A 21,008-nucleotide genomic window follows, 5' to 3' on the forward strand; every position below is an offset into this window, starting at 1 on the left:
GTTCGGGCAAGATCATGCGCCGCATCCTGCGCAAGATCGCCGAGGACGATTTCGGCGCCCTCGGAGACATCTCCACGCTCGCAGACCCGGGCGTCGTGGACCAACTCATCGAAAACAGAATGAACCGTCACTGACGGCAGCGGCCGGCGGCAACGCGCCGCCGGCCCCGGACAAGACACCGATCACCATGGGCGCAGCACCGCGCCCATGGACCGGCTGCGGCTTGGCTTGAGAAACCCGCCAACCGCCGACAGCCGCCCAGCAAGGCCCGACTTCGCCGGCATGCCGCCGGCGCGGCCGAAAAGACCGCAGATCGTGGCAGTGGAGGAGCACGACCCCGATGCAAGACAACCTGGCCGAACGGATCGCCGCAGATCCGAACTATCAATCACTGAAGGCGAAGCGATCCCGCTATGGCTGGATCCTGACGATCGCGATGCTGATCGTCTATTACGGCTATATCCTGCTGATCGCCTTCGACAAGGAGATGCTCGCCGCGCGGATCGGCGACGGCGTCATGACCTGGGGCATCCCGCTGGGCTTTGGCGTGATCATCTTCACCATCATCATCACCGGCGTCTATGTCCGCCGCGCGAACGGCGAGTTCGACGAGCTGAGCGAGAAGGTCCGGCGGGAGGCGCTGAAATGAACCACAACATCCTGCGCAAGGGCCTGCTGGCCGCGGCCCTGGCCGTGCCCGGCAGCGCCATGGCCGCCGACGTGATCCAGGGCGCCGAGAAACAGGCGACGAACTGGACCGCCATCACCATGTTCGCCGCCTTCGTGCTGGCGACGCTCTACATCACCAAATGGGCGGCCGCGAAAACCAAGTCGGCGGCGGATTTCTATACCGCCGGCGGCGGCATCACCGGCTTCCAGAACGGCCTCGCCATCGCCGGCGACTACATGTCGGCCGCATCCTTCCTGGGGATTTCGGCCGCCGTGATGATCTCGGGCTATGACGGGCTGATCTATTCGATCGGCTTCCTGGTCGGCTGGCCGATCCTGACCTTCCTGATGGCCGAGCGGCTGCGCAACCTGGGCCGCTTCACCTTTGCCGACGTGGCGGCCTTCCGCTTTGCCCAGACCCCGGTGCGCATCTTCGCCGCCTCGGGCACGCTGGTCGTGGTGGCCTTCTACCTGATCGCGCAGATGGTGGGCGCGGGCTCACTGATCCAGCTGCTGTTCGGGCTGGACTACTGGATCGCCGTGGTGATCGTCGGCGCGCTGATGATGATCTATGTGCTTTTCGGCGGCATGACCGCGACGACCTGGGTGCAGATCATCAAGGCCTGCCTGCTGCTGGGCGGCGCGTCCTTCATGTCCTTCATGGTCATGTGGCACTATGGCTTCAGCCCCGAGGCGATGTTCGCCGATGCCGTGCGCGTCAAGGCCGAGCTGGCAACCGCCGGCGGCAAGACCACCGAGGAAGCCGCGGTTGCGGGCCAGTCGATCATGGGTCCGGGCACTTTCATCAAGGATCCGATCTCGGCCATCAGCTTCGGCATGGCGCTGATGTTCGGTACCGCCGGCCTGCCGCATATCCTGATGCGCTTCTTCACCGTTCCCAGCGCCAAGGAAGCGCGCAAGTCGGTGATGTGGGCGACCGGCTGGATCGGCTACTTCTACCTGCTGACCTTCATCATCGGCTTTGGCGCCATCACCTTCGTGCTGACCAATCCCGAGTTCCTGGACGGCTCCGGCGCGCTGGTCGGCGGCTCCAACATGGCGGCCGTGCATCTGGCGCAGGCGGTGGGCGGCAACGTCTTCCTGGGCTTCATCTCGGCCGTGGCCTTCGCCACCATCCTGGCGGTGGTCGCCGGGCTGACGCTCTCGGGCGCCTCGGCGGTCAGCCATGACCTCTATGCGACCGTGATCAAGAACGGCAACCCCGCGCCGGGCAGCGAGCTGCGCGTCTCGCGCATCACCACGCTGGTGCTGGGCCTGGTCGCGGTCGTGCTGGGCATCGCCTTCAAGAACCAGAACATCGCCTTCATGGTGTCGCTGGCCTTCGCGGTGGCTGCCTCGGCCAACTTCCCGGTGCTGTTCATGTCGGTGCTGTGGAAGGATTGCACGACCAAGGGCGCGGTGACCGGCGGCTTCCTGGGGCTGATCTCCTCGGTGGTGCTGACGATCCTGTCGCCCTCGGTCTGGGAGGCGACGCTGGGCAACCCTGCCGGATCGGCGCCCTTCCCCTATACCTCGCCGGCGCTGTTCTCGATGACCCTGGCCTTCCTGGGCATCTGGATCGTGTCCAAGATGGACAACGGCGCGCGGGCACGCATCGACCGGGCGGGCTATTTGGCCCAGCAGGTGCGCTCGGAAACCGGGATCGGCGCGTCGGAAGCCTCGTCGCACTGAAACCGGGAATGGCGGCCCGTCCCTTTCGGGGGCGGGCCTTCGTCGTCTCGATCCGGCCATGCCGGGTCTGGTGTCCGGTCTTTGGGAGGGGTGATGGCCCATATCCTGATCGTCGAGGACGAGGACAACATCGCCGCCGCGCTGGAGTTCCTGCTGGCGCGGGCCGGCCACAGCTACAGGCGGATCGCCGGCGGCGGCGGTGCGCTGGACGAGATCCGCGCCAACCGGCCCGACCTGGTGCTTCTGGACATCATGCTGCCCGACATCTCGGGCTATGAGATCGTCGGGGCGCTGCGTGCCGATCCCGCCCTGCGCGACGTGCGGGTGCTCCTGATGACCGCGCGCGGCTCGGTGGTCGAGCGCCGCAAGGGGTTGGCGCTTGGCGCTGACGGCTTCATCGCCAAGCCCTTCGAGTTGTCGGAACTGCGCGCCGAGATCGCGCGGCTGCTGGGCGCCACCGGCTGACCCCGAACGCTGACCCCGGACCCTGCCTGCCCGTGTCGGATCGTCGCAGCGGGCCGGCGTTTCCTGTGGCATTCCGGGTCGCGACCGGGATTTCGCTTGTCTCCGGCCGGCAGATCGGGATCCTCGGGATCAGGACTCGCGCCGGAACGGAAGGCCAGAACGGAAGGATAGCGATGACCGACGCCTATCAAGCCATCATCGACCGCTGCGCCGGGCTGCCGCCTCTGCGCACCGCCGTGGTCCACCCGGTGCAGCACGCCGTCTTCGAGGCGGTGGAGGAGGCGCGTTCGGCCGGGCTGATCGAGCCGGTGCTGATCGGCCCCGCCGCCCGCATCGCCGCCGCGCTGGCCGAGGCCGGCCATGCCCCCGACGCCTATGAGATCGTCGATACCGAGCACAGCCATGCCGCCGCCGCCCGCGCCGCGCAGATGGCCGCGGCCGGCCAGGTCGGCGCCATCATGAAGGGTTCGCTGCATTCCGACGAGTTGCTGGGCGCGGTCATTCACCCGCAATGCGGGCTGCGCACCGAGCGGCGGATCAGCCATGCCTTCCTGATGCTGACCGAGGATTATCCGCGCCCCTTCATCATCACCGATGCGGCGGTCAACATCGCGCCCGACCTGATGGTCAAGGCCGACATCGTGCATAATGCCATCGGGCTTTGGCGCGTGCTCTGGGGGCCGGCGCGGCCCAAGGTCGCGATCCTCGCCGCGGTCGAGACGGTCAATCCCAAGATGCAGGCCACGCTGGATGCGGCGGCGCTGTGCAAGATGGCCGATCGCCGCCAGATCGAGGATGCGGAGCTGGACGGTCCGCTGGCCTTCGACAATGCGATCAGCCCGGCGGCGGCGCGGGAAAAGGGCATCGTCTCGCCGGTGGCGGGGCAGGCCGACATCCTGCTGGTGCCCGACATCGAATCGGGCAACATGCTGGCCAAGCAGCTGATCTTCATGGGCGGTGCCGATGCGGCGGGGATCGTCCTGGGCGCGCGGGTGCCGGTCATGCTGTCCAGCCGCGCCGATTCCGTTCGCGCCCGCATGCTGTCCACCGCGCTGGCCGTGCTGATGGCCGAGGCGCGCCGGCTGGGGCAGGTGAAATGATCGCGGCGATCCTGACGCTGAACGCCGGCTCGTCCAGCCTCAAGTTCCGGGTCTTTGCGCGCGAGGGGCTGGCGCTCTTGGCGCGCGGTGCAGTCAGCCGCATCGGCGCGGATGCCGAACTGGTGGCCGAACTGACCGGCGCGTCCCAGGTCCGCAGCCCGGTCGCCGGCGGCGATCATGCCGCCGCCATGCAGGCGGTGCTGGATTTCATCGACGCCCATGACGAGGGCTGGCGGATCGAGGCGGTGGCGCATCGCATCGTGCATGGCGGCACGCGCTATACCCGCTCGACCCCGGTGACGCCGCAGGTGCTGGTCGATCTGGCGGCGCTGATCCCGCTGGCGCCGCTGCACCAGCCGCATGGCCTGGCCGCCATCGCCGCCGCCCGCCGGCTGGTGGGCGAGGACGTGCCGAACCTCGCCTGTTTCGACACCGCCTTTCATGCCGGGCGCGACGCGCTGTTCACCCATTTCGCCCTGCCCGAGCCGCTGTTCGAGCAGGGCGTGCGCCGCTATGGCTTTCACGGCCTGTCCTATCAATGGCTGGCGCAGGTTCTGGCGCGCGACCATCCCGAGCTGCATCGCGGCCGGATCGTCGCCGCGCATCTGGGCAATGGCGCCAGCCTTTGCGCCATGCATCAGGGGCGCAGCGTCGATACCACCATGGGCATGACCGCGGTGGACGGCATCCCCATGGGCACGCGCTCGGGCGCGGTCGATCCCGGCGCCATCCTGCTGATGCAGCGCAGCTTCGGCATGGCGCCCGAAGAGATCGAGGATCTGATCTATAACCGCTCGGGCCTTTTGGGCATGTCGGGCCGCTCGAACGATGTCGCGGCGCTGCTGACGGACGGCTCGGCGCAGTCGCGCTTTGCGCTGGACTTCTTTGCGCTGAGATGCGCGCAGGCGGCGGCCGCGATGGCGGTTTCGCTGGGCGGCATCGACGCGATGGTCTTTACCGGCGGCATCGGCGAGAACGCCGCCCCGGTGCGCGAGGCGATCCTGCGCCACATGGCGCCGCTGGGCGATTTCGCCACGCTGGTCATCCCCGCCAACGAGGAATGCATGATGGCGATGGAGGCCGCCGCGCTGCTGGCCTAGCGCTGGCGGACATAGCTGCCCGGGGCATCCTCCAGCACCGGATAGCCCGCGGCGGCGGCGCCGATGCCCGGGGGCGCCACCCGCTCGGCGGCGGAATGCCGCGCCAGCCAGCCGCTCCAGGCCGGCCACCATGAGCCCTCGCGCCATGCGGCGGCGCGCAGCCAGTCCTCGGGGGGCAGGCAGGTATCGTCCGGGCCGCGGGTGGCGATGCGGTAATGGCTGCCCGGCTGCGAGGGGTCGAAGATGATGCCCGCCAGATGATCCTTGTCCGCCAGCACGAAGGTCAGCTCGGCATCGCTGAGGCAATGCAGCTGATAGACCGATCGCCAGGGGGCGACGTAATCCTCTTCGGTGCCGACGGCAAAGATCGGCGCGCGAAGGTTGCGCAGCGCCACGGGACGGCCGTCCGCCCGCAGCCGGTCGCCGGCCAGCGCGTTTTCCAGATAGAGCCGGCGCAGGTATTCGTCCTGCATGCGATAGGGCATGCGGGTGGAATCGCTGCTCCAGGCCAGGATGTCGGTCATCGGCTCGCGCTCGCCCATCAGGTAGGCGCGCACCATGCGCGACCAGACCAGGTCGTTCGAGCGCAGGAAGCGAAAGGCGCCCAGCATCTGCTCGGCCGTCAGGTAGCCGCGCTGCCGCATCGCGTTTTCCAGGCTGTGCAGCTGGTCGTGGTCGACGAACAGCGCCAGGTCCCCCGGCTCGGTGAAATCCGTCTGCGCCGCCAGGAGCGAGACGCTGGCCAGCCGGTCGTCCCGCGCCCCGGCCATGGCCGCCGCCGCGATGGCCAGCAGCGTGCCGCCCAGGCAATAGCCCGCCGCATGGATGCCCCGCCCGGGCAGGATGGCATTGATTGCCTCGACCGCCGCCATGACCCCCAGGCGGCGGTAGTCGTCCAGCGTCAGGTCGCGGTCGTCGGCCGTGGGATTGCGCCAGGACAGGCAAAAGACCGTATGCCCGGCCTGGACCAGATGCCGGACCAGCGAGTTTTCCGGCGATAGGTCCAGGATATAGTATTTCATGATCCAGGCCGGGATCAGCAGCACCGGCTCGGCCAGCACGGTTTCGGTCGCGGGGGCGTATTGGATCAGCTCGATCAGGTGATTGCGGAACACCACCTTGCCGGGCGTCGCCGCGACCTCGTAACCGACGCGGAACTGTTCTGTCCCGACCGGGGGCTTGCCGGCGGCGAGCCGCGCCATGTCCTCGAACCAGTTGCGCATGCCGGCCAGATGGTTCAGCCCGGCGGTCTGCATGCTGCGGGCGATGATCTCGGGATTGGTGAAGGGCAGGTTTGCCGGAGAGGCCATGTCGAGCCATTGCCGCACCATTGCCGAAAGCAGGTTTTCGTAATGCGGATCGGTTCCGGGCACGTCATGGGTGGCCTCGTGCCACCATTGCCGCGCCAGCAGGAAGCCCTGGACCCAGATGCTGAAGGGCGGGTTCTGCCAGGCCGCGGCGGCAAATCGCCGGTCCTGCGGGCCGGGGCGGATCACCGGCTCGGCCTTGGGGTCCGTGGCCAGCGCGGCGATATGGGCCATAAGCTCGGCCGTCTCGCGCGCGGCCCGGTCGGCCAGTTCCAGCCGCTTGCCCGGCGCGGCGGCCAGATGCGCCGACCAGTCGATCAGCGCCATGCCAAGCGCCAGGGGCGAGACGCCGGTGCCGAATCCGGCGGCCATTGCCTCGCGCAGCCGGTCGATGGTGCGATACGGGGCGGCATCGGTCCCGGCGGGGCCGGCTTCGGGGGTGTTCACCTTATGCGTCATGGCAGGGATCCCGGCAGGAAAGGCATGGGCCGGGCGCCACCGCGCCCGGCGGGCGGCTCAGGGCACCAGCACGGCCGCGCCGTCGAAACGGCCGGCGCGCAGGTCGTCCAGCGCGCGATTGGCCTCGCGCAGCGGATAGGTCGTGGTTTCGGTCGCGATCCCGATGCGGGGCGCGAGCGACAGGAAGTTCAGCCCGTCCTGCCGCGTCAGGTTGGCGACCGAGGCGATCTGGCGTTCATGCCAGAGCAGGGCATAGGGAAAGGCGGGGATGTCGCTCATATGGATGCCGGCGCAGACCACGCGGCCGCCCTTGCGCACCGCTTTCAACGCCAGGGGCACCAGATCGCCCACCGGGGCGAAGATGATCGCCGCATCCAGGGGTTCGGGCGGCGCCTGGTCCGAGCCGCCTGTCCAGACCGCGCCCAGGCTGCGCGCGAAGTCCTGCGAGCGCAGGTCGCCGGGGCGGGTGAAGGCATGGACCGTACGGCCCTGCCATGCCGCCACCTGCGCGACGATATGGGCCGCGGCGCCAAAGCCGTAAAGTCCCAGCCGGGGCGCCTTGCCCGCGATCACCAGCGCGCGCCAGCCGATCAGCCCGGCGCAAAGCAGCGGCGCCAGCGCCACGTCCTCGCCCGTCTCGCCCAGGGGAAAGGCGAAACGCGCGTCGGCGATCACCGAGGTCGCATAGCCGCCGTCGCGGGTATAGCCGGTGAAGCCCGGCGCATCGCACAGGTTTTCGCGCCCCTCGCGGCAATAGGGGCAGGCGCCGCAGCTATGGCCCAGCCAGGGGATGCCGACCCGCTGGCCCAGGGCAAGGCCGGCGACGCCGGGGCCAAGCGCCTCGATCCGGCCGACGACCTCATGCCCCGGGATGATCGGCAGCACCGGGTCGGGCAACTCTCCGTCGACCACATGCAGGTCGGTGCGGCAGACGCCGCAGGCCGAGACGGCGACCCGGATCTGGGCCGGGCCGGGCTCGCGGTCGGGAAGTTCGGTCCAGACCAGCGGCGCGCCGATCCGTTCCAGCACCATGGCATGCATCCGCCTTCTCCCATCGCCGGGGTCATGCCCAATATGCGGGCGGCGGGCCCGGCTTGCAAATGGGCGCGGCTTTAGGTCGCGGAGTTTTCGCGCTTGCCGGTCACGCCGCCGCGTGGGGCAGCACCCAGATGCCGCTGTCGGGCACGGCATTGACCCGCAGCCGGCAGCCATAGGCGAGCGACAGGGAGTCGTCGGTCAGCACCTCGCCGGGCCGGCCCTGGCACAGCACGCGGCCGCCGCTCATCAGCACCAGCTTTTGCGCGAAAAGCGCAGTCAGGTTCAGGTCGTGCATGACCGCGACCACGCCGCCGCCGGCCTGGGCGTAATCGGCGGCCAGCCGCATCACCGTCAGCTGATGCGCGATGTCCAGGCTGCTGACCGGCTCGTCCAGCATCAGCCAGCGCGGGCCGTCCGCGTCTACCGGCTGCCAGACCTGCGCCAGCACGCGGGCAAGCTGCACCCGCTGCTGTTCGCCGCCCGACAGCTCCTGGTAAAGCCGGCCGGAAAAGCCCGGCAGATCGACCGCCGCCAGCGTCGCCGGCACCAGCGCCTCGGCGCGCTCGCCGCGTGCCTCGACGCCGATGCGCACCACCTCGGCCACGGTGAAGGGGAAGGACAGCGCGGCGGCCTGCGGCAGCACGCCCCGGCGCTGCGCCAGCTCCTCGGGCGACATGCGGGCGATGTCGCGCCCGTTCAGGGCGATGCGGCCGCGGCAGAACAGCTCTCCGGTCAGGCTGCGCATCAGCGTGGTCTTGCCCGAGCCGTTCGGCCCGACGATGGCGGTGATCTCGCCCGCGCGCGCCTCGACCGAGACGCCGTGCAGGATTTCCTTGCGGCCAAGGCTGACCCGGATGTCGGTGGCGATCAGGTTCACAGGTCCAGCACTCCCCGGTTGCGCAGCAGGATCCACAGGAAGAACGGCCCGCCCATGATGGCGGTGACGATGCCGATCGGCAGTTCGGCCGGGGCGATGACGGTGCGGCTGACCATGTCGGCCAGCAGCAGCGTCACCGCGCCCAGAAGCGCCGAGTTGACCAGCAGCCAGCGGTGATCCGGCCCGCTGGCCAGCCGCAAGAGGTGCGGCACGACGATGCCGACGAAGCCGATGCCGCCCGAGACCGCGACGGCGGCGCCGGTGGCGGCGGCGACGGTCAGGATGGCGCGGTTCTTGACCTTTTGCACCCGAATGCCGACATGGCCGGCCGCCGCCTCTCCCAGCGCCAGCGCGTTCAGCCCGCGCGCCAGCCAGGGGGCGTAAAGCAGCGCCAGCGCCATGATCGGCGCCCCGGCCAGCAGCTTGGGCCAGTTCGCCCCGGCAAGCGAGCCCAGCCCCCAGAAGGTCAGGTCGCGCAATTCCCGGTCACTGGCGCGCAGGATCACCACGCCCGAAAGCGCCCCCATGATCGCGGCCAGCGCGATGCCGGCCAGCAGCATGGTCGCGACCGAGGTGCGCCCGCGCCGCGTGGCGATGCGGTAAAGCGCGATGGTGGTCAGCCAGCCGCCGGCAAAGGCCGCGACGGGCACCAGATACCAGCCGAAGAACGCCGCGATCCCGGCTGGCAGCGTGCTGCCCAGCACGATGGCCAGGATCGCGCCCAGCGAGGCGCCCGAGCTGACGCCGACGATGCCCGGATCGGCCAGCGGGTTGCGAAACAGCCCCTGCATCACCGCGCCCGAGACCGCCAGCGAGGCACCGACGAAGATGCCCATCAGCACGCGCGGCAGGCGGATGTCCATCAGCACCACCCGGTCCTGCACCGCAAGCTCGCGCCCCGCCATCAGGTCCGAGACCGCCCGCGTAAGCGACGTCCCCGAGGCCCCCCAGCCCAGCGAGATCACCGCCACTGCGGCCAGCAGCAGCGCCAGGAACAGGCCCAGGCGCCGGGCACGGTGGCTGCGGTCCCCTTCCAGCCGTTCGGGGCGAAGGTCGGGCGTCACGGCCACCATCACGACCCCGCATAGATCAGGTCGTGCAGCTCGACCGCGGCTTCGCCGGTGCGGGGGCCGAAGCCCAGCAGTTTCAGCCCGTCCATCATCACCAGCCGGCCCTCGCGCCCGGCCGGGGTCTGGGCCAGCGCCGGCATGGCCAGCGCGGCCTCTTTCGCCGCCGTGTGGCTGCTGCCGCCATTGGCATCCGCGTCCGCCCGTTCGTCGCCGCGCCGCATCATCAGGATGACATCGGGCGCCGCCTCGATCACCGCCTCGTCGGTGACGGGCTTGTAGCCCTGGACGCCCTGCATGGCGTTCTGCGCCCCGGCCAGCCGGATGATGCCGTCCGCCGCCGTGTCCGCGCCGCCGGCCATGACGCGCCCGCCCTGCAGGGACAGCACGAACAGCACCTTCTTCGGCTCGCCCACGGCCTGCGCCCGGCCGAGCGCCGTTTGCAGGTCGGCCGCCAGCCTTTCGTGCAGCGCGCGGCCCTTGTCGGGCACGCCGAGCGCCTCGGCGACCGCATCGACCTTGTCCAGCACGCCTTCGGCGTCATAGCGTTCCTCGACGCTGACAAAGGCCACCCCGGCCGATTGCAGCACCGCCACCGCTTCGGGCGGGCCGGCGCCGTCCTCGGCGATGATCAGGTCGGGCGAGACCGACAGCACCCCTTCGGGCGACAGCGCGCGGACATAGCCGACATCGGGCAGGGCATTGGCCTCGGGCGGCCAGTTCGAGGTGGTGTCGCGGCCGATCAGCCGCGCCTCTTCGCCAAGCGCATAGACGATCTCGGTCACCGAGCCGCCCAGCGACAGCACGCGCCGGGCCTCGGGATAGGTCTCGGCGCCGGCGGTGCCCGCCAGCAGGATCAGGGCAAGGGCCAGCCGTTTCATTCCGCCGCCTCGGCCAGCGCTGGCAGGTCGGCGACCAGCGTCGCCCATTGCTCGGCATTCCCGCCCTTTTCCGGGCGCAGCCCGAAGCATTGGAAGATCAGCGCCCCCTCGGCGTCGAACGCCTCGACCGAGATGGCCGGGCCGCGCTTGGTGGGCTTGTCCACCGCCCAGACCTCGGCGACATGATCGCCGCGCAGGTGCAGGTTGAAGCGCGGGTCCATCACGTTCAGCCACGGCCCCATGGGCCTGAGCGAATGGACCTTGCCGGAATGGATCTCGATGCAGCCCATGTTGCCGACGAAGAACATCACGCCCACGCCCCCGGCATGGACGCGCTCCAGAAGCGCCGGCACCGCCTCGACCGCCAGCGGCCGCACCAGGGGCGCGCCGGCAATGCGATAGGCGCCCAGCCGGTTCATCTTGAGCCGCCGGATCAGGATGTTGAACTGATGCGTATCGGTCATCGCCGCCCATTCCCGGCGCAGCGCATCGGCGCGCTCGGCGCCGGCCCTTGGCGGCTCGACCGGCGCGCGGGGCTCGAAGCTGGCGGTGTCCGACTGGTCCGGCAGCGCCAGGTCGCGCTTCAGCGCCTCCCAGGCCGGCAGGTCCGAGCCCTCGCGCAGGTGGATCTTGTGGACCGCATCGCCCGCCGCGTCGAAGACCTGGATCGAGCGGCGCGTGCCCGTCTCGGCCTCTTGCTCGACGGCGAAGGCATGGACCCAATGGCGCGGAAAGATGCGCAGGTCGATCTCGGGGTCCACGGTCATGGCGGCATGTTCGCCGTCGTGGAAGTCGTTATAGGTGCCGATCTTCTCGATCACGCAAGAGCGGTTGCGGGTCAGCGCCATGACCTCGCCCAGGGCCTGCACCCGCGGGATCAGCCGGCCGGGCAGCGGGTCGATGCGGGTGGTGCCGTGGCCGATCCGGGCCGCGACCAGCGCCGCCTCGGGGACGCCCAGCCGCTCGGCCAGGTCGAAGGGGCGGCCGCCGTCCTCGGCCAGGATGCGGCGCAGCTCTGCGGGGGAATGGTCGGTCATCGCGGTGTCCTTCATTGCTGTTGCGCGCCGGCCTCGGCCCTGTTCGGTTCCAGTCAGGGCGCAAGGAATCATTGACAGTTTTACTAAGAATATTTTACTTCGCGCAAGATGCCAGCCCCGTGGCCAGCCGCGAACTTCACGACATGACAACGGGGACACATGCCACGCCACTCGATCCGCGGCGCACTTCTGGCCGGAACGGCCTGCCTGACCGCCTTGACCTTCACCGCCCCGCTGCTGGCGCAGGAACGCGCCGGGGCCGATTCCGCACAATCCACCTATGTGCTCGACCAGATCGTGTTGCGCGCCGGCAAGCCCAAGGTGGCGTCGGAAGTGCCGCAATCGGTCTCGGTCGTGGACAGCCGGCAGCTTGAGGACATCGCGCCCATCCATATCGGCGAGGTGCTGGCCACGGTGCCCGGCGTCGCCGGCGTCGGCTCGGGCAGCTTCTTCGGGCAGGGGTTCAACATCCGCGGCTTCGGCTCCTCGGGTGCCGCGGCGTCAGAGTCCGGCATCGTCCAGCTGATCGATGGAGAAGAGAAATATTACGAATCCTACCGCCAGGGTGCCTTGTTCGTGGAACCTGACTTCCTGCGCCAGGTCGAGGTGTTGCGCGGTCCCGGCTCGTCCACGCTTTACGGTTCGGGCGCGCTTGGCGGCGTGATCGCCATGGAGACGATCGAGGCCGGCGACCTGATCGCCGAGGGCCAGACCTTCGGCGGCCGGAGCAAGCTCGGCTATGCCAGCAATCCCGACACGGTGCTGGGCAGCGTCGCGCTTGGCTGGCGCCCGGCCGAGGATTTCGAGGCGCTCGCCGCCTTCGCCTGGCGCAAGCTGGGCGATACCAAGGATGCGGACGGCAATACCACCGTGCGCGCGAACTCCAAGACGCCGAACCTGCTTCTGAAAGCCAAGAAGACCTTCGGCGACCAGTATGTCGCCTTCTCCTATCAGCATCTGGAGGCCAAGGGCGACGATCAGGACTTCAACCAGCTCGAAGGCGCGCAGGTCGGGCTGTTTCCCGGCTTTCCGGGTTGGGGGGTTGGTGACATCACGACCCGCGACCAGACCGCGCGCTTCATCTGGGGCTGGAACCCCGAAGACAATCGCTACGTCGACCTGACCGCGACCCTGTCCTATACCAACACGCTCAAGGACGTGCGGCAGGGCGACGACCCGGACGAGCCGATCATGGATTCTCTGCTGGGGGAACGCGACTACCGGCTGTGGAAATTCAAGCTGAGCAACGTCGCAGACCTGTCGGGGGCGGGTTACGACCACCACCTGACCACCGGCGCCGAGGTGCTGAAACAGGACCGCTCCTCCAGCGTTCCGTCGAGCTCGCATCCCGAGGCCTATACCCGCGCCTGGGCCGCCTATGCGTTGTCCGAATTGACCTGGGGCGACCTGACGATCAACTCCGGCCTGCGCTACGAAAAGCAGCGCACCGAGCCGAAATCCTCGGTCACGGTGACGGATGACACCTACGACGCGGATTCGGTCGAACCGCAGGTCGCCGCCATCTACCGCCTGAACGACAGCCTGTCGGTCTTTGGCTCAGTGGCTTTCGTGAACCGCATGCCGACGGTGGACGAACTTTACGACAGCTTCATGGGAGGCGCGCCTTCGGGTGACCTGAAGGACGAGAAGGGCAAGAACATCGAGCTGGGCCTGTCCTATCACGGCAGCGGCATCCTGACCGCGAGCGACGAGGCGGTGGTGAAGCTCACGCTGTTCCGAAACCATATCGACGACATGATCGTGCGCACCAATGCGCCCGCGCCGATGCCGGCCTATGTCAATATCGACCGCGCCTATCTGCGCGGCGGTGAACTCGAGGCGACCTATTCCGTCGCCGCATGGGAGTTCGGAGCGGCCTTCTCGGTCGTGAATGGGGTGGATCAGGACGGTGCCGACCTGGACACGCTGCCCAACAACCGCGTGACCCTGCAGGCGATCTGGCAAGCCAGCGACGCTTTGCGCCTTGGCCTGCGCAGCACGCTGGCCGATGGCCGCGACAAGCCTAACGGCACGCATCGCGCCGGCTACGGCGTGCATGACGTCTTTGCCACCTGGGTGCCACAAGGCGGTGCGGCGGCGGGGATCAAGGTCCATGTCGGCGGCGACAATGTCACCGACCGCGACTACACGCCCGCAACCTGGCTCAGCGGTCCGGCGCCGGGGCGGAACTTCAAGCTGTCGGTCTCTCGCAGCTTCTGATCCGCACCACCCCGGGGATGACGGCCAGCCTTGCAAGGCTGGCCGTTTCCCTTGAGGGCTTCACCGTTCCCCAAATACTCAAGCGTCCCTGCGCCGCCTGGGCGATCACCCTGCCAGCCGGGCATAGGCCCCGCCGCGGGCGATCAGCGCGCCGTGATCGCCCGCCTCGACGATGCGGCCCTCCTGCATGACCACGATGCGGTCGGCATGGCGGATCGTGCCCAGCCGATGCGCGATGACCAGCGTGGTGCGGCCCAGGGCCAGCGCGTCCAGCGCCGACTGGATCTCGCGTTCGGTCTGGCTGTCCAGCGCCGAGGTCGCTTCGTCCAGGATCAGGATCGGCGGGTTCTTGAGGAAGGCGCGGGCGATGGCGACGCGCTGCTTCTGCCCGCCCGACAGCATCACCCCGCGTTCGCCGACAAGGGTGTCGAGCCCTTCGGGCAGGCTTTCGATCAGCGGCCCCAGCCGGGCCTGGCGCGCAGCCTCGATGATCTCGGCGTCCGAGGCACCCAGCCGGCCATAGGCGATGTTCTCGCGCAGCGTGCCGCCGAACAGGAACACGTCTTGGCTGACCAGCCCGATCTGGCGGCGCAGGCTGTGAAGCTGCATCCGGTCCAGCGCGATGCCGTCCACGGTGATGCGGCCCTGCGTCGGTTCGTAAAAGCGGGGCAGCAGCGCCAGCAGCGTCGTCTTGCCGGCGCCCGAGGGGCCGACGAAGGCCACCGTCTCGCCCGAGCGGATGGTCAGGTCGATGCCTCGCAGGATCGGGCGGTTGGCATCGTAGGAAAAGCCCACGCCCTCGAAGCGGATGTCGCCCCCAAGCGGCGGGGCGGGAACGGCATCCGGGGCGTCGCGGATCTCGGGCTCGGTCGCCAGCAGTTCCTGATAGCGGCGAAAGCCGGCGATGCCGCGCGGATAGGTCTCGATCACCGCGGCGATCTTTTCCAGCGGGCGGTAGAAGACGCCGACGAGCAGCAGGAAGCCGACGAAGCCGCCGGTGGTCAACGCGCCTGTCAGCACGAAGCCGGCGCCGATCACCATCACCACCACCTGCACCAGCCGCAGCCCCATGTATTGCAGCGCCAGCGATCCGGCCATGATGCGATAGGCATCGAGCTTGGCGGCGCGATAACGCTGGTTGTCGGCGGCGAACAGTTCGCTTTCATGCGCTTCGTTGCCGAAGGCCTGCACGACGCGCACGCCGCCAAGCGCCTCTTCCAGCCGGACGTTGAAATCGCCGACGCGGGAGTAGATCGCCTGCCAGGTCTGCGTCATGCGCCCGCCATAGACGATCACCAGCGCCAGCATCGCCGGCACCACCAGCGCCACGACCAGCGCCAGATCGGGATTGATCGCGAACATCAGCGCGAAGGCGCCGAAAAAGGTCATGATGGCGATGAAGGCATCCTCGGGGCCGTGATGGGCGACCTCGCCGATCTCTTCCAGGTCGCGGGTGACGCGGGCGACCAGCTTGCCGGTGCGGGCGCGGTCATACCAGCGCCAGGACAGCCGGGTCAGGTGGTCGAAGGCGCGGGCGCGCATCTCGGTCTCGATGTTGATGCCCAGCTTGTGGCCCCAATAGGTGACGATCGCCATCAGCCCGGCATTCAGCGTGTACAGTCCCAGCAACCCGGCAGCCGCCAGCATGGTCAGGCCCCAGTCGCCCTGCGGCAGCAGGTGGTCGATGAAGGCGGTGACCGCCAGCGGGAAGGCCAGCTCCAACAGGCCCGACAACACCGCGCAGCCGAAATCCAGCCAGAAAAGCCCCATCCAGGGGCGGTAATAGGCGAAGAACGCGCGCAGCATGGCAGTTTCCTTCCAATTCCTTCGTCGGGCGGGGCCGGCGACGGGTCGCCATCCTCGCGGTGCAGCACCCGCGGCCGCATCGGGTCGCCCGTTCCGTCCGCTTGGCCAGTTCGGGCAGGGCGATGACGGCGCTGCGGCCCCGTGCGTGGCATATCCGGCGGGCGGGGGGAAGCCCCCGGCTTACGCGGCCTCCAGGGCCGGTCCCCGACAGCCCTGACCGGCCGGCCATGTGTGCCGTTGGGATCGCGCCGTCGTTCCGCCACGGCGTTCCAGGGAAACCTGTCGGCTTTTTTGCGGCCGGGGCGCAGTCGCCGTGCCGGGATATTCCCGGCACGGCGCGAATCGCGCGGCATGACAACCCAGGGAAGAATGCCGCATATTCCCGCACCGGGAAAAGACAGGCCCCGGAATCCCATTTTTTCGTGATGATCGAGTGTCCGACGGCTTTCATTTCAGGCAGCCCAATCGTGAAAATCACAACCCGCAGTCTTTTCGATTAATGGTTTATTCGAAACAGCCTGTGTTCACGAAAACATTATCGAGCCGCAAGATTTCGTGATAGGATCGAAAATGGAGCAACCCACGTTCTGTCGGAGGATTCCACGATGGCCGGTAGTGAGAAGAAGGAGACGGGAAAGACCCTGGAAATGCGGGTGGCCGAGCTTGAGGATAAGCTGAAGGGCCTGGAGGTCACCGAAGAGGAAATGCGCGCCTATAACAAGGTCGCCTCGATGATGGCCACGGCCCAGCCCGCGGCCGCGGCAACCAGCCCGGCCCTGACCCCCGTGCCGGATGCCTGCGTGATACAGCAATGCGTCCGCCCCTGCGTGATCAGCCAATGCACTGTGATTTCGCAATGTATCCGGCCTTGCGTGGTGCAAGCCTGCACCATCCGCGCCTGCACCATCATCCAGCCCTGCATCAACGAATGCGGCGGCGGCTGCGCGCCCGGCGGCGGCGGCTTCAGCGGAGGAGGTTTCGGCGGCCTGGGCGGCTGAGCAGCCCGTTGCATGACCAGTGGAGGGGCGAATGCATGTCCTGTTTCCCGTCGTTCCCTTCGCCGATATCGGCCGGCCGGCCATGGGTGTCGGCCTGCTGATCGCCGAGGCGCGCGAGGCCGGTCACAGCGCCGAGGCGCTTTATCTGAATATCGACATGGCCGCCCGCATCGGGCTGGTGCCCTATCAGCGCATTGCCACGAATTTCCCGCCGAACCTGCTGATCGGCGAATGGCTTTTCTCCGCGGAATTGTTCGGGGATGAAATATCATCGCCCGATGAATTCATTCGCGACATTCTGCATCCGCATTTGGGCGATGACCGCGACATTTATGCCGCGATGCGGCAAATCCGGGCGCTGCTGCCGGATTATCTGGACGCCTGCATGGCCCAAATCATCGCGCGCCGTCCCGACGTGGTCGGTTTCAGCACGGTCTTTCACCAGACCTGCGCCTGCCTTGCCTTGGCGCGGCGGCTGAAGGCGCTGCCCGATCCGCCGGTCGTCGTGTTCGGCGGCGCGAATTGCGAAGGCGAGATGGGCTGGCAGATGATCCGCAGCTTTCCCTGGATCGACCATGTCTGCTCGGGCGAGGCGGATATCAGCTTTCCGCTGCTGCTCGACCGGCTCTCGGGTCGTCGCGAGCCGGGGCCGATCCCCGGCGTGCTGGACCAGGGCGCGGCCGAGGCGCCGCTGCGCTCGCAGGGCGTGACGCAGATGGACCGGCTGCCCTATCCCGATTTCGACGATTACTTCTTGCACCTGGCGCAATCGCCGCTGGCGGGCCAGTTCCAGGGGCACCTGGTCTTCGAGACCTCGCGCGGCTGCTGGTGGGGCGCCAAGCATCACTGCACCTTCTGCGGGCTGAACGGCGACACCATGGCCTTCCGCTCGAAATCCCCCGACCGGGCCTTTGACGAGATCACCTGGCTCGCACAGCGCCACAAGGCCAGCCGGGTCGGCTGCGTGGACAACATCCTCGACATGAAATACGTCACCACGCTGTTTCCGCGGCTGGCCGAGGCGGGCTATCACCTCGACCTGTTCTACGAGGTCAAGTCGAACCTGCGGCTGGACCAGTTGCGGCAGATGCGGGCGGGGGGCGTGACCCAGATCCAGCCCGGCATCGAAAGCTTTTCCGACCGGGTGCTGAAGCTGATGGACAAGGGCTGCACCGGATTCCAGAACATCCAGTTGATGCGCTGGTGCCGCGAGCTGGGGATCGAGGTGGCCTGGAACGTGCTTTCCGGCTTTCCGGGCGAGGAACCCGAGGAATATGCCGCCATGGCCCGGCTGATCCCGCGGTTGACGCATCTGGACCCGCCCTGTTCCTGCGGCATGCTGCGGCTGGACCGCTTCAGCCCGTTCCACAGCCGGGCCGAGGCCCTGGGCATCCGCCGCATGCGTCCGGCGAGGGCCTATTTCTACGTCTATCCGCTGGGTCGGCGGGAATTGTCGCGGCTGGCCTATTTCTTCGATTTCGACCACGAGCCGGGCTGCGAGCCGGCCGTCTATGTCAGCCCCGTCCAGGCCGCGGTCGCCGATTGGCGCAATGCCAGCCTGGCCCCCGAGGGCCGGCCCATGCTGGATGCGGAATTCGATGCGGGCGGCGTCACCATCCGCGACAGCCGTGCCGTCGCGACCGCCCGCCGCCACCGGCTGACCGGGCTTGCCGCGCGGCTTTACGCGCTTTGCGACAGCGCGGCCTCGATCGCCGGGCTTGCCCATGCCACCGCCGAGCCCGAGGCGCGGATCGAGGCCGAACTGGCCGATCTGGACCGCGCACGGCTGATCGCCCGGCAGGGCGAGCGCGCGCTGGCGCTCGCCGTCTTCCGCATCCGTCCCCCGACCATCCAGGCAGAGAGCCATGCCCTTTCGGAACCCGCTGTTGCCTGAGCATTTCCTGACCTGGGCCGAGCCCCCCGACGAGGGCGGCGACGAGTTGCTGCGCATCGTGTCATGGCGGCGGGCGCTGACGCTCAAGGGCCATTCCTTCCGCGAATTCAGCCGCGAGGTAGTGCCGCTGCTCGACGGCCGCACCGGCATCGACCGGATCTGCGACGAGGTTGCCGACATCTTCGCCCGCGAGGATCTGGAGGCCGCGCTGGAGATGCTGGGCGGGCAGGGGGTCGTGGTCGAGGGCGGAGGGGCGGATGCGGCCGCCCTGCCGGCCGGGTTGCAGCCGCAACTCGCCTGGCTCAGCGAGGCCGCGCCCGAGGGCCGTGCCGCTCAGCGGCACCTGACGGCGGCGCGCGTGGTGCTGTTCGGGGCCGGCGGGCCGGGTGCGGCGGCGGCGCGTGGTCTCGCGGCCGCCGGGATCGGCGAATTGCTGATCGTCGATCCGGCCGAGGTCGGCGCCAGCGACAGCTATTTCTCGCCGCTGTTTCGGCCCGGCGATGCCGGCAGCCTGCGCGCCGAGGCCCTGGCCGATGCGCTGGCCGAACTGGCGCCGGATTGCCGCATCCGCGCCCGGACCACCCGCCCCGACAGCCCGCAGGACATCGCCGCGCTGATCGAGGGGGCGGCCATGGTGCTTTGCTGTCTCGACGCCGGAGAGCTGAACCTGGTGCTGAAGCTGAACCGGGCCTGCCGCGACCTCGGCATGCGCTGGCTGGCCGGTGGCATGGAGGGGCTGGACCTTGTCGTCGGCCCCGGCTTTTCCGGCGACCCCGATGCCGCCTGCTACATGTGCTGGCGCATGCGCGAGGTCGCCTGCGCCGCCAATCCGCAGGCCCGTTTCGCGCTGGAGCGGCATCTGGACCGGCTGCGCCGCGATCTGTCCGCCCGGCGCGAAAACCTGGCCATGGGCGCCGATATCGTCGGCGGCATGATGGCGGCCGAGGCGGTCGCGGTGCTGACCGGTGCCGGAGAGCCGGCGCTGGACGGGCGTTTCCTCGTGGTGGAACTGCCCGGGCTGCGGCAGGAAAAGCATGGCGTGCTGCGCAAGCCCGGCTGCCCGGTCTGCGGCGGGACGGCGAGATGAGGGACGATGCGGTGCAGGCCGAACGGCTGGGTGCGGCGCTGGTCAGCCGCCGTTGCGGGCTGGTGCGCGAACTCGCGCCGCAGGGCAGGGGCCCCGAGGAACCCTGTCCGCCGCATCTGTGGACGGCGACGCTGGCGCATTACGATTTCCGCGCCGCCGGTCCCTCCGAACGGCTGAATGCCGGCAAGGGCCGGACCGAGGCCGAGGCGCGGCTTTCCGCCCTGGGCGAGGCGATCGAGCGGTATTCGGCCTATCACTGGGACGCCTCGCGCGTCCGCGTCGGCCCGGCGCTGCCCGGCGCGATCACCCCCGCCGATTGCGTGCTGCATTCCGAGGCGCAATATCGCGCCGGCCTGCCCTATCCGCGCTGGAGCCCCGCGACCGAGACGAGCTGGATCGAGGGGGTCGAGCTGCCCTCGGGCCGGCCGGTCGAACTGCCGGCGGGGCTGGTCTATCTGCTCAGCCCGCTGCCCCGGCCCCAGGATCATGTCGCCGCCGTCACCTCGAACGGGCTGGCGGCAGGGTCCGACCTGACCCGCGCCGTCATCGGTGGCCTTTGCGAGTTGATCGAGCGCGATGCGCTGATGATCACCTGGCTCAACCGCCTGCCCGCCACGCTGATCGAGACGCCCGAGACCGGCTGCATGGCCGCCGCGATCATCAGGCACTACCGCCGCTTCGGGGTCGTGGTGCGGCTTTTGTCGCTGGCCACCGACCAGGCCGCCTTCGTGGTCATGGCCGTGGCCGAGAACCCGGACCCGGCGCAGGGCGCGCGCATCGTCGGCATGGGTTGCGACCCCGACCCGGCCTCTGCCGTCGACAAGGCGATGTTCGAGCTGTGCCAGGCCCGGCCCAGCATGATCTCGCGCCTTGCCCGCAGCGACGCGGCCGAGCGGTTGCGCGGCCCCGAGGATGTGCGCGACCTCGACGACCACCCGCTTTATCATGCCCTGCCGCGCAATCTGGGCGCGTTCGATTTCTTGTTCGCCTCGGGCAGCCGGGTGCGGCTGGACGACCTGCCGCGCCCGGCTGTCCCGGACCCCGAGGCGGTGCTGGCCCGGCTGGTCGAGGTCGCGAATGCCGCCGGTGCCCGCATCGCCTATGTCGATATCACCGCGCCGGACATCGCGCCGCTTGGCCCGCGCGTGGTGCGCTGCTTTGCGACCGGGTTCCAGCCGATCCATTTCGGCCATGGCGAGGGCCGCCTGGGCGGGCGCCGGCTTTACGAGGCGCCGCTGCGCTGGGGCCTGCGCGCCGAGCCGCTGGCCGAGGCCGACCTGAATCCCTGTCCCCATCCGCTGGCGTGATCCG

The 21,008-nt window shown here is 69.0% G+C and carries 17 protein-coding genes; 10 read left to right on the forward strand and 7 right to left on the reverse strand.

Annotated elements, in window-relative coordinates; genetic code table 11:
- The first annotated feature begins 340 nt into the window (after positions 1-340).
- From QPR87_RS03920 to QPR87_RS03940, 5 genes are all read left to right on the forward strand, one after another.
- The gene (locus tag QPR87_RS03920) at positions 341-649 is read left to right on the forward strand and encodes a DUF485 domain-containing protein (RefSeq protein WP_011750441.1); all 309 of its coding nucleotides are present in this window, start codon (positions 341-343) and stop codon (positions 647-649) included.
- A complete protein-coding gene (locus QPR87_RS03925; protein WP_285048443.1) occupies positions 646-2,361 on the forward strand; it encodes a cation acetate symporter in 1,716 nt (571 codons plus the stop codon). Before QPR87_RS03920 ends, QPR87_RS03925 begins: the two co-directional genes overlap by 4 nt.
- A 93-nt stretch (positions 2,362-2,454) precedes the next feature.
- Positions 2,455-2,826 (forward strand): response regulator transcription factor, encoded by a 372-nt coding sequence (locus QPR87_RS03930; RefSeq protein ID WP_285048444.1) that lies wholly within the window; start codon positions 2,455-2,457, stop codon positions 2,824-2,826.
- A gap of 65 nt (positions 2,827-2,891) precedes the next feature.
- On the forward strand, positions 2,892-3,926 hold the full coding sequence (locus QPR87_RS03935; protein WP_267892658.1) for a bifunctional enoyl-CoA hydratase/phosphate acetyltransferase: 1,035 nt from the start codon (positions 2,892-2,894) through the stop codon (positions 3,924-3,926).
- Positions 3,923-5,026, forward strand: coding sequence for an acetate/propionate family kinase (locus tag QPR87_RS03940; protein ID WP_285048445.1), 1,104 nt, complete (start codon positions 3,923-3,925; stop codon positions 5,024-5,026). Before QPR87_RS03935 ends, QPR87_RS03940 begins: the two co-directional genes overlap by 4 nt.
- Here QPR87_RS03940 and QPR87_RS03945 read toward each other — a convergent pair.
- The 6 genes from QPR87_RS03945 to QPR87_RS03970 all read right to left on the reverse strand — a co-directional run bounded on the left by QPR87_RS03945 (position 5,023) and on the right by QPR87_RS03970 (position 11,692).
- Positions 5,023-6,792, reverse strand: coding sequence for a PHA/PHB synthase family protein (locus QPR87_RS03945; protein WP_285048446.1), 1,770 nt, complete (start codon positions 6,790-6,792; stop codon positions 5,023-5,025). The genes QPR87_RS03940 and QPR87_RS03945 overlap by 4 nt on opposite strands.
- Positions 6,793-6,849: 57 nt before the next feature.
- Positions 6,850-7,833: a zinc-dependent alcohol dehydrogenase family protein gene (locus QPR87_RS03950; protein WP_285048447.1), complete on the reverse strand. Its 984-nt coding sequence runs from the start codon at positions 7,831-7,833 to the stop codon at positions 6,850-6,852.
- Between the two features lie 100 nt (positions 7,834-7,933).
- Entirely contained in the window at positions 7,934-8,707 is a 774-nt protein-coding gene (locus QPR87_RS03955; RefSeq protein WP_285048448.1) for a heme ABC transporter ATP-binding protein, read from the reverse strand.
- A complete protein-coding gene (locus QPR87_RS03960; RefSeq protein WP_285048450.1) occupies positions 8,704-9,780 on the reverse strand; it encodes a FecCD family ABC transporter permease in 1,077 nt (358 codons plus the stop codon). The genes QPR87_RS03955 and QPR87_RS03960 overlap by 4 nt, the downstream gene beginning before the upstream one ends.
- Positions 9,780-10,655, reverse strand: a complete 876-nt coding sequence (locus QPR87_RS03965; protein WP_285048452.1) for a heme/hemin ABC transporter substrate-binding protein — start codon at positions 10,653-10,655, stop codon at positions 9,780-9,782. Before QPR87_RS03965 ends, QPR87_RS03960 begins: the two co-directional genes overlap by 1 nt.
- On the reverse strand, positions 10,652-11,692 hold the full coding sequence (locus QPR87_RS03970) for a hemin-degrading factor (RefSeq protein ID WP_011750431.1): 1,041 nt from the start codon (positions 11,690-11,692) through the stop codon (positions 10,652-10,654). Before QPR87_RS03970 ends, QPR87_RS03965 begins: the two co-directional genes overlap by 4 nt.
- A gap of 159 nt (positions 11,693-11,851) precedes the next feature.
- Between QPR87_RS03970 and QPR87_RS03975 the strand changes: the two genes are divergently transcribed.
- Positions 11,852-13,912: a TonB-dependent receptor domain-containing protein gene (locus QPR87_RS03975; protein ID WP_285048453.1), complete on the forward strand. Its 2,061-nt coding sequence runs from the start codon at positions 11,852-11,854 to the stop codon at positions 13,910-13,912.
- Positions 13,913-14,017: 105 nt separating this feature from the next.
- On the opposite strand, the gene QPR87_RS03980 is transcribed toward QPR87_RS03975, so the two are convergent.
- A complete protein-coding gene (locus QPR87_RS03980) occupies positions 14,018-15,718 on the reverse strand; it encodes an ABC transporter ATP-binding protein (RefSeq protein ID WP_285048454.1) in 1,701 nt (566 codons plus the stop codon).
- A gap of 605 nt (positions 15,719-16,323) precedes the next feature.
- On the opposite strand from QPR87_RS03980, the gene QPR87_RS03985 reads away from it, so the two are divergent.
- From QPR87_RS03985 to QPR87_RS04000, 4 genes are read left to right on the forward strand one after another with little or no spacing between them, the layout of a single operon-like run.
- Positions 16,324-16,716 (forward strand): hypothetical protein, encoded by a 393-nt coding sequence (locus QPR87_RS03985; RefSeq protein WP_011750428.1) that lies wholly within the window; start codon positions 16,324-16,326, stop codon positions 16,714-16,716.
- 31 nt (positions 16,717-16,747) lie between these two features.
- A complete protein-coding gene (locus QPR87_RS03990) occupies positions 16,748-18,610 on the forward strand; it encodes a RiPP maturation radical SAM C-methyltransferase (protein WP_285048455.1) in 1,863 nt (620 codons plus the stop codon).
- Positions 18,582-19,697: a TOMM precursor leader peptide-binding protein gene (locus QPR87_RS03995; RefSeq protein ID WP_285048457.1), complete on the forward strand. Its 1,116-nt coding sequence runs from the start codon at positions 18,582-18,584 to the stop codon at positions 19,695-19,697. Before QPR87_RS03990 ends, QPR87_RS03995 begins: the two co-directional genes overlap by 29 nt.
- Positions 19,694-21,004 carry a YcaO-like family protein gene (locus tag QPR87_RS04000; protein ID WP_285048458.1) on the forward strand — a complete coding sequence of 437 codons (1,311 nt, stop codon included), beginning with the start codon at positions 19,694-19,696 and terminating at the stop codon, positions 21,002-21,004. Before QPR87_RS03995 ends, QPR87_RS04000 begins: the two co-directional genes overlap by 4 nt.
- Positions 21,005-21,008: the final 4 nt, after the last annotated feature.

Source organism: Paracoccus sp. SSJ (genome assembly GCF_030234105.1).
In the GTDB taxonomy this organism is placed as follows: domain Bacteria; phylum Pseudomonadota; class Alphaproteobacteria; order Rhodobacterales; family Rhodobacteraceae; genus Paracoccus; species Paracoccus denitrificans.

Coding starts and splice junctions, on each gene's coding strand:
- QPR87_RS03925 (WP_285048443.1), top strand. CDS start 646: ATGAACCACAACATCCTGCGCAAGGGCCTGCTGGCCGCGGCCCTGGCC.
- QPR87_RS03945 (WP_285048446.1), bottom strand. CDS start 6,792: ATGACGCATAAGGTGAACACCCCCGAAGCCGGCCCCGCCGGGACCGAT.
- QPR87_RS03990 (WP_285048455.1), top strand. CDS start 16,748: ATGCATGTCCTGTTTCCCGTCGTTCCCTTCGCCGATATCGGCCGGCCG.
- QPR87_RS03930 (WP_285048444.1), top strand. CDS start 2,455: ATGGCCCATATCCTGATCGTCGAGGACGAGGACAACATCGCCGCCGCG.
- QPR87_RS03960 (WP_285048450.1), bottom strand. CDS start 9,780: ATGGTGGCCGTGACGCCCGACCTTCGCCCCGAACGGCTGGAAGGGGAC.
- QPR87_RS03970 (WP_011750431.1), bottom strand. CDS start 11,692: ATGACCGACCATTCCCCCGCAGAGCTGCGCCGCATCCTGGCCGAGGAC.
- QPR87_RS04000 (WP_285048458.1), top strand. CDS start 19,694: ATGAGGGACGATGCGGTGCAGGCCGAACGGCTGGGTGCGGCGCTGGTC.
- QPR87_RS03980 (WP_285048454.1), bottom strand. CDS start 15,718: ATGCTGCGCGCGTTCTTCGCCTATTACCGCCCCTGGATGGGGCTTTTC.
- QPR87_RS03920 (WP_011750441.1), top strand. CDS start 341: ATGCAAGACAACCTGGCCGAACGGATCGCCGCAGATCCGAACTATCAA.
- QPR87_RS03950 (WP_285048447.1), bottom strand. CDS start 7,833: ATGCATGCCATGGTGCTGGAACGGATCGGCGCGCCGCTGGTCTGGACC.
- QPR87_RS03940 (WP_285048445.1), top strand. CDS start 3,923: ATGATCGCGGCGATCCTGACGCTGAACGCCGGCTCGTCCAGCCTCAAG.
- QPR87_RS03965 (WP_285048452.1), bottom strand. CDS start 10,655: ATGAAACGGCTGGCCCTTGCCCTGATCCTGCTGGCGGGCACCGCCGGC.
- QPR87_RS03985 (WP_011750428.1), top strand. CDS start 16,324: ATGGCCGGTAGTGAGAAGAAGGAGACGGGAAAGACCCTGGAAATGCGG.
- QPR87_RS03995 (WP_285048457.1), top strand. CDS start 18,582: ATGCCCTTTCGGAACCCGCTGTTGCCTGAGCATTTCCTGACCTGGGCC.
- QPR87_RS03975 (WP_285048453.1), top strand. CDS start 11,852: ATGCCACGCCACTCGATCCGCGGCGCACTTCTGGCCGGAACGGCCTGC.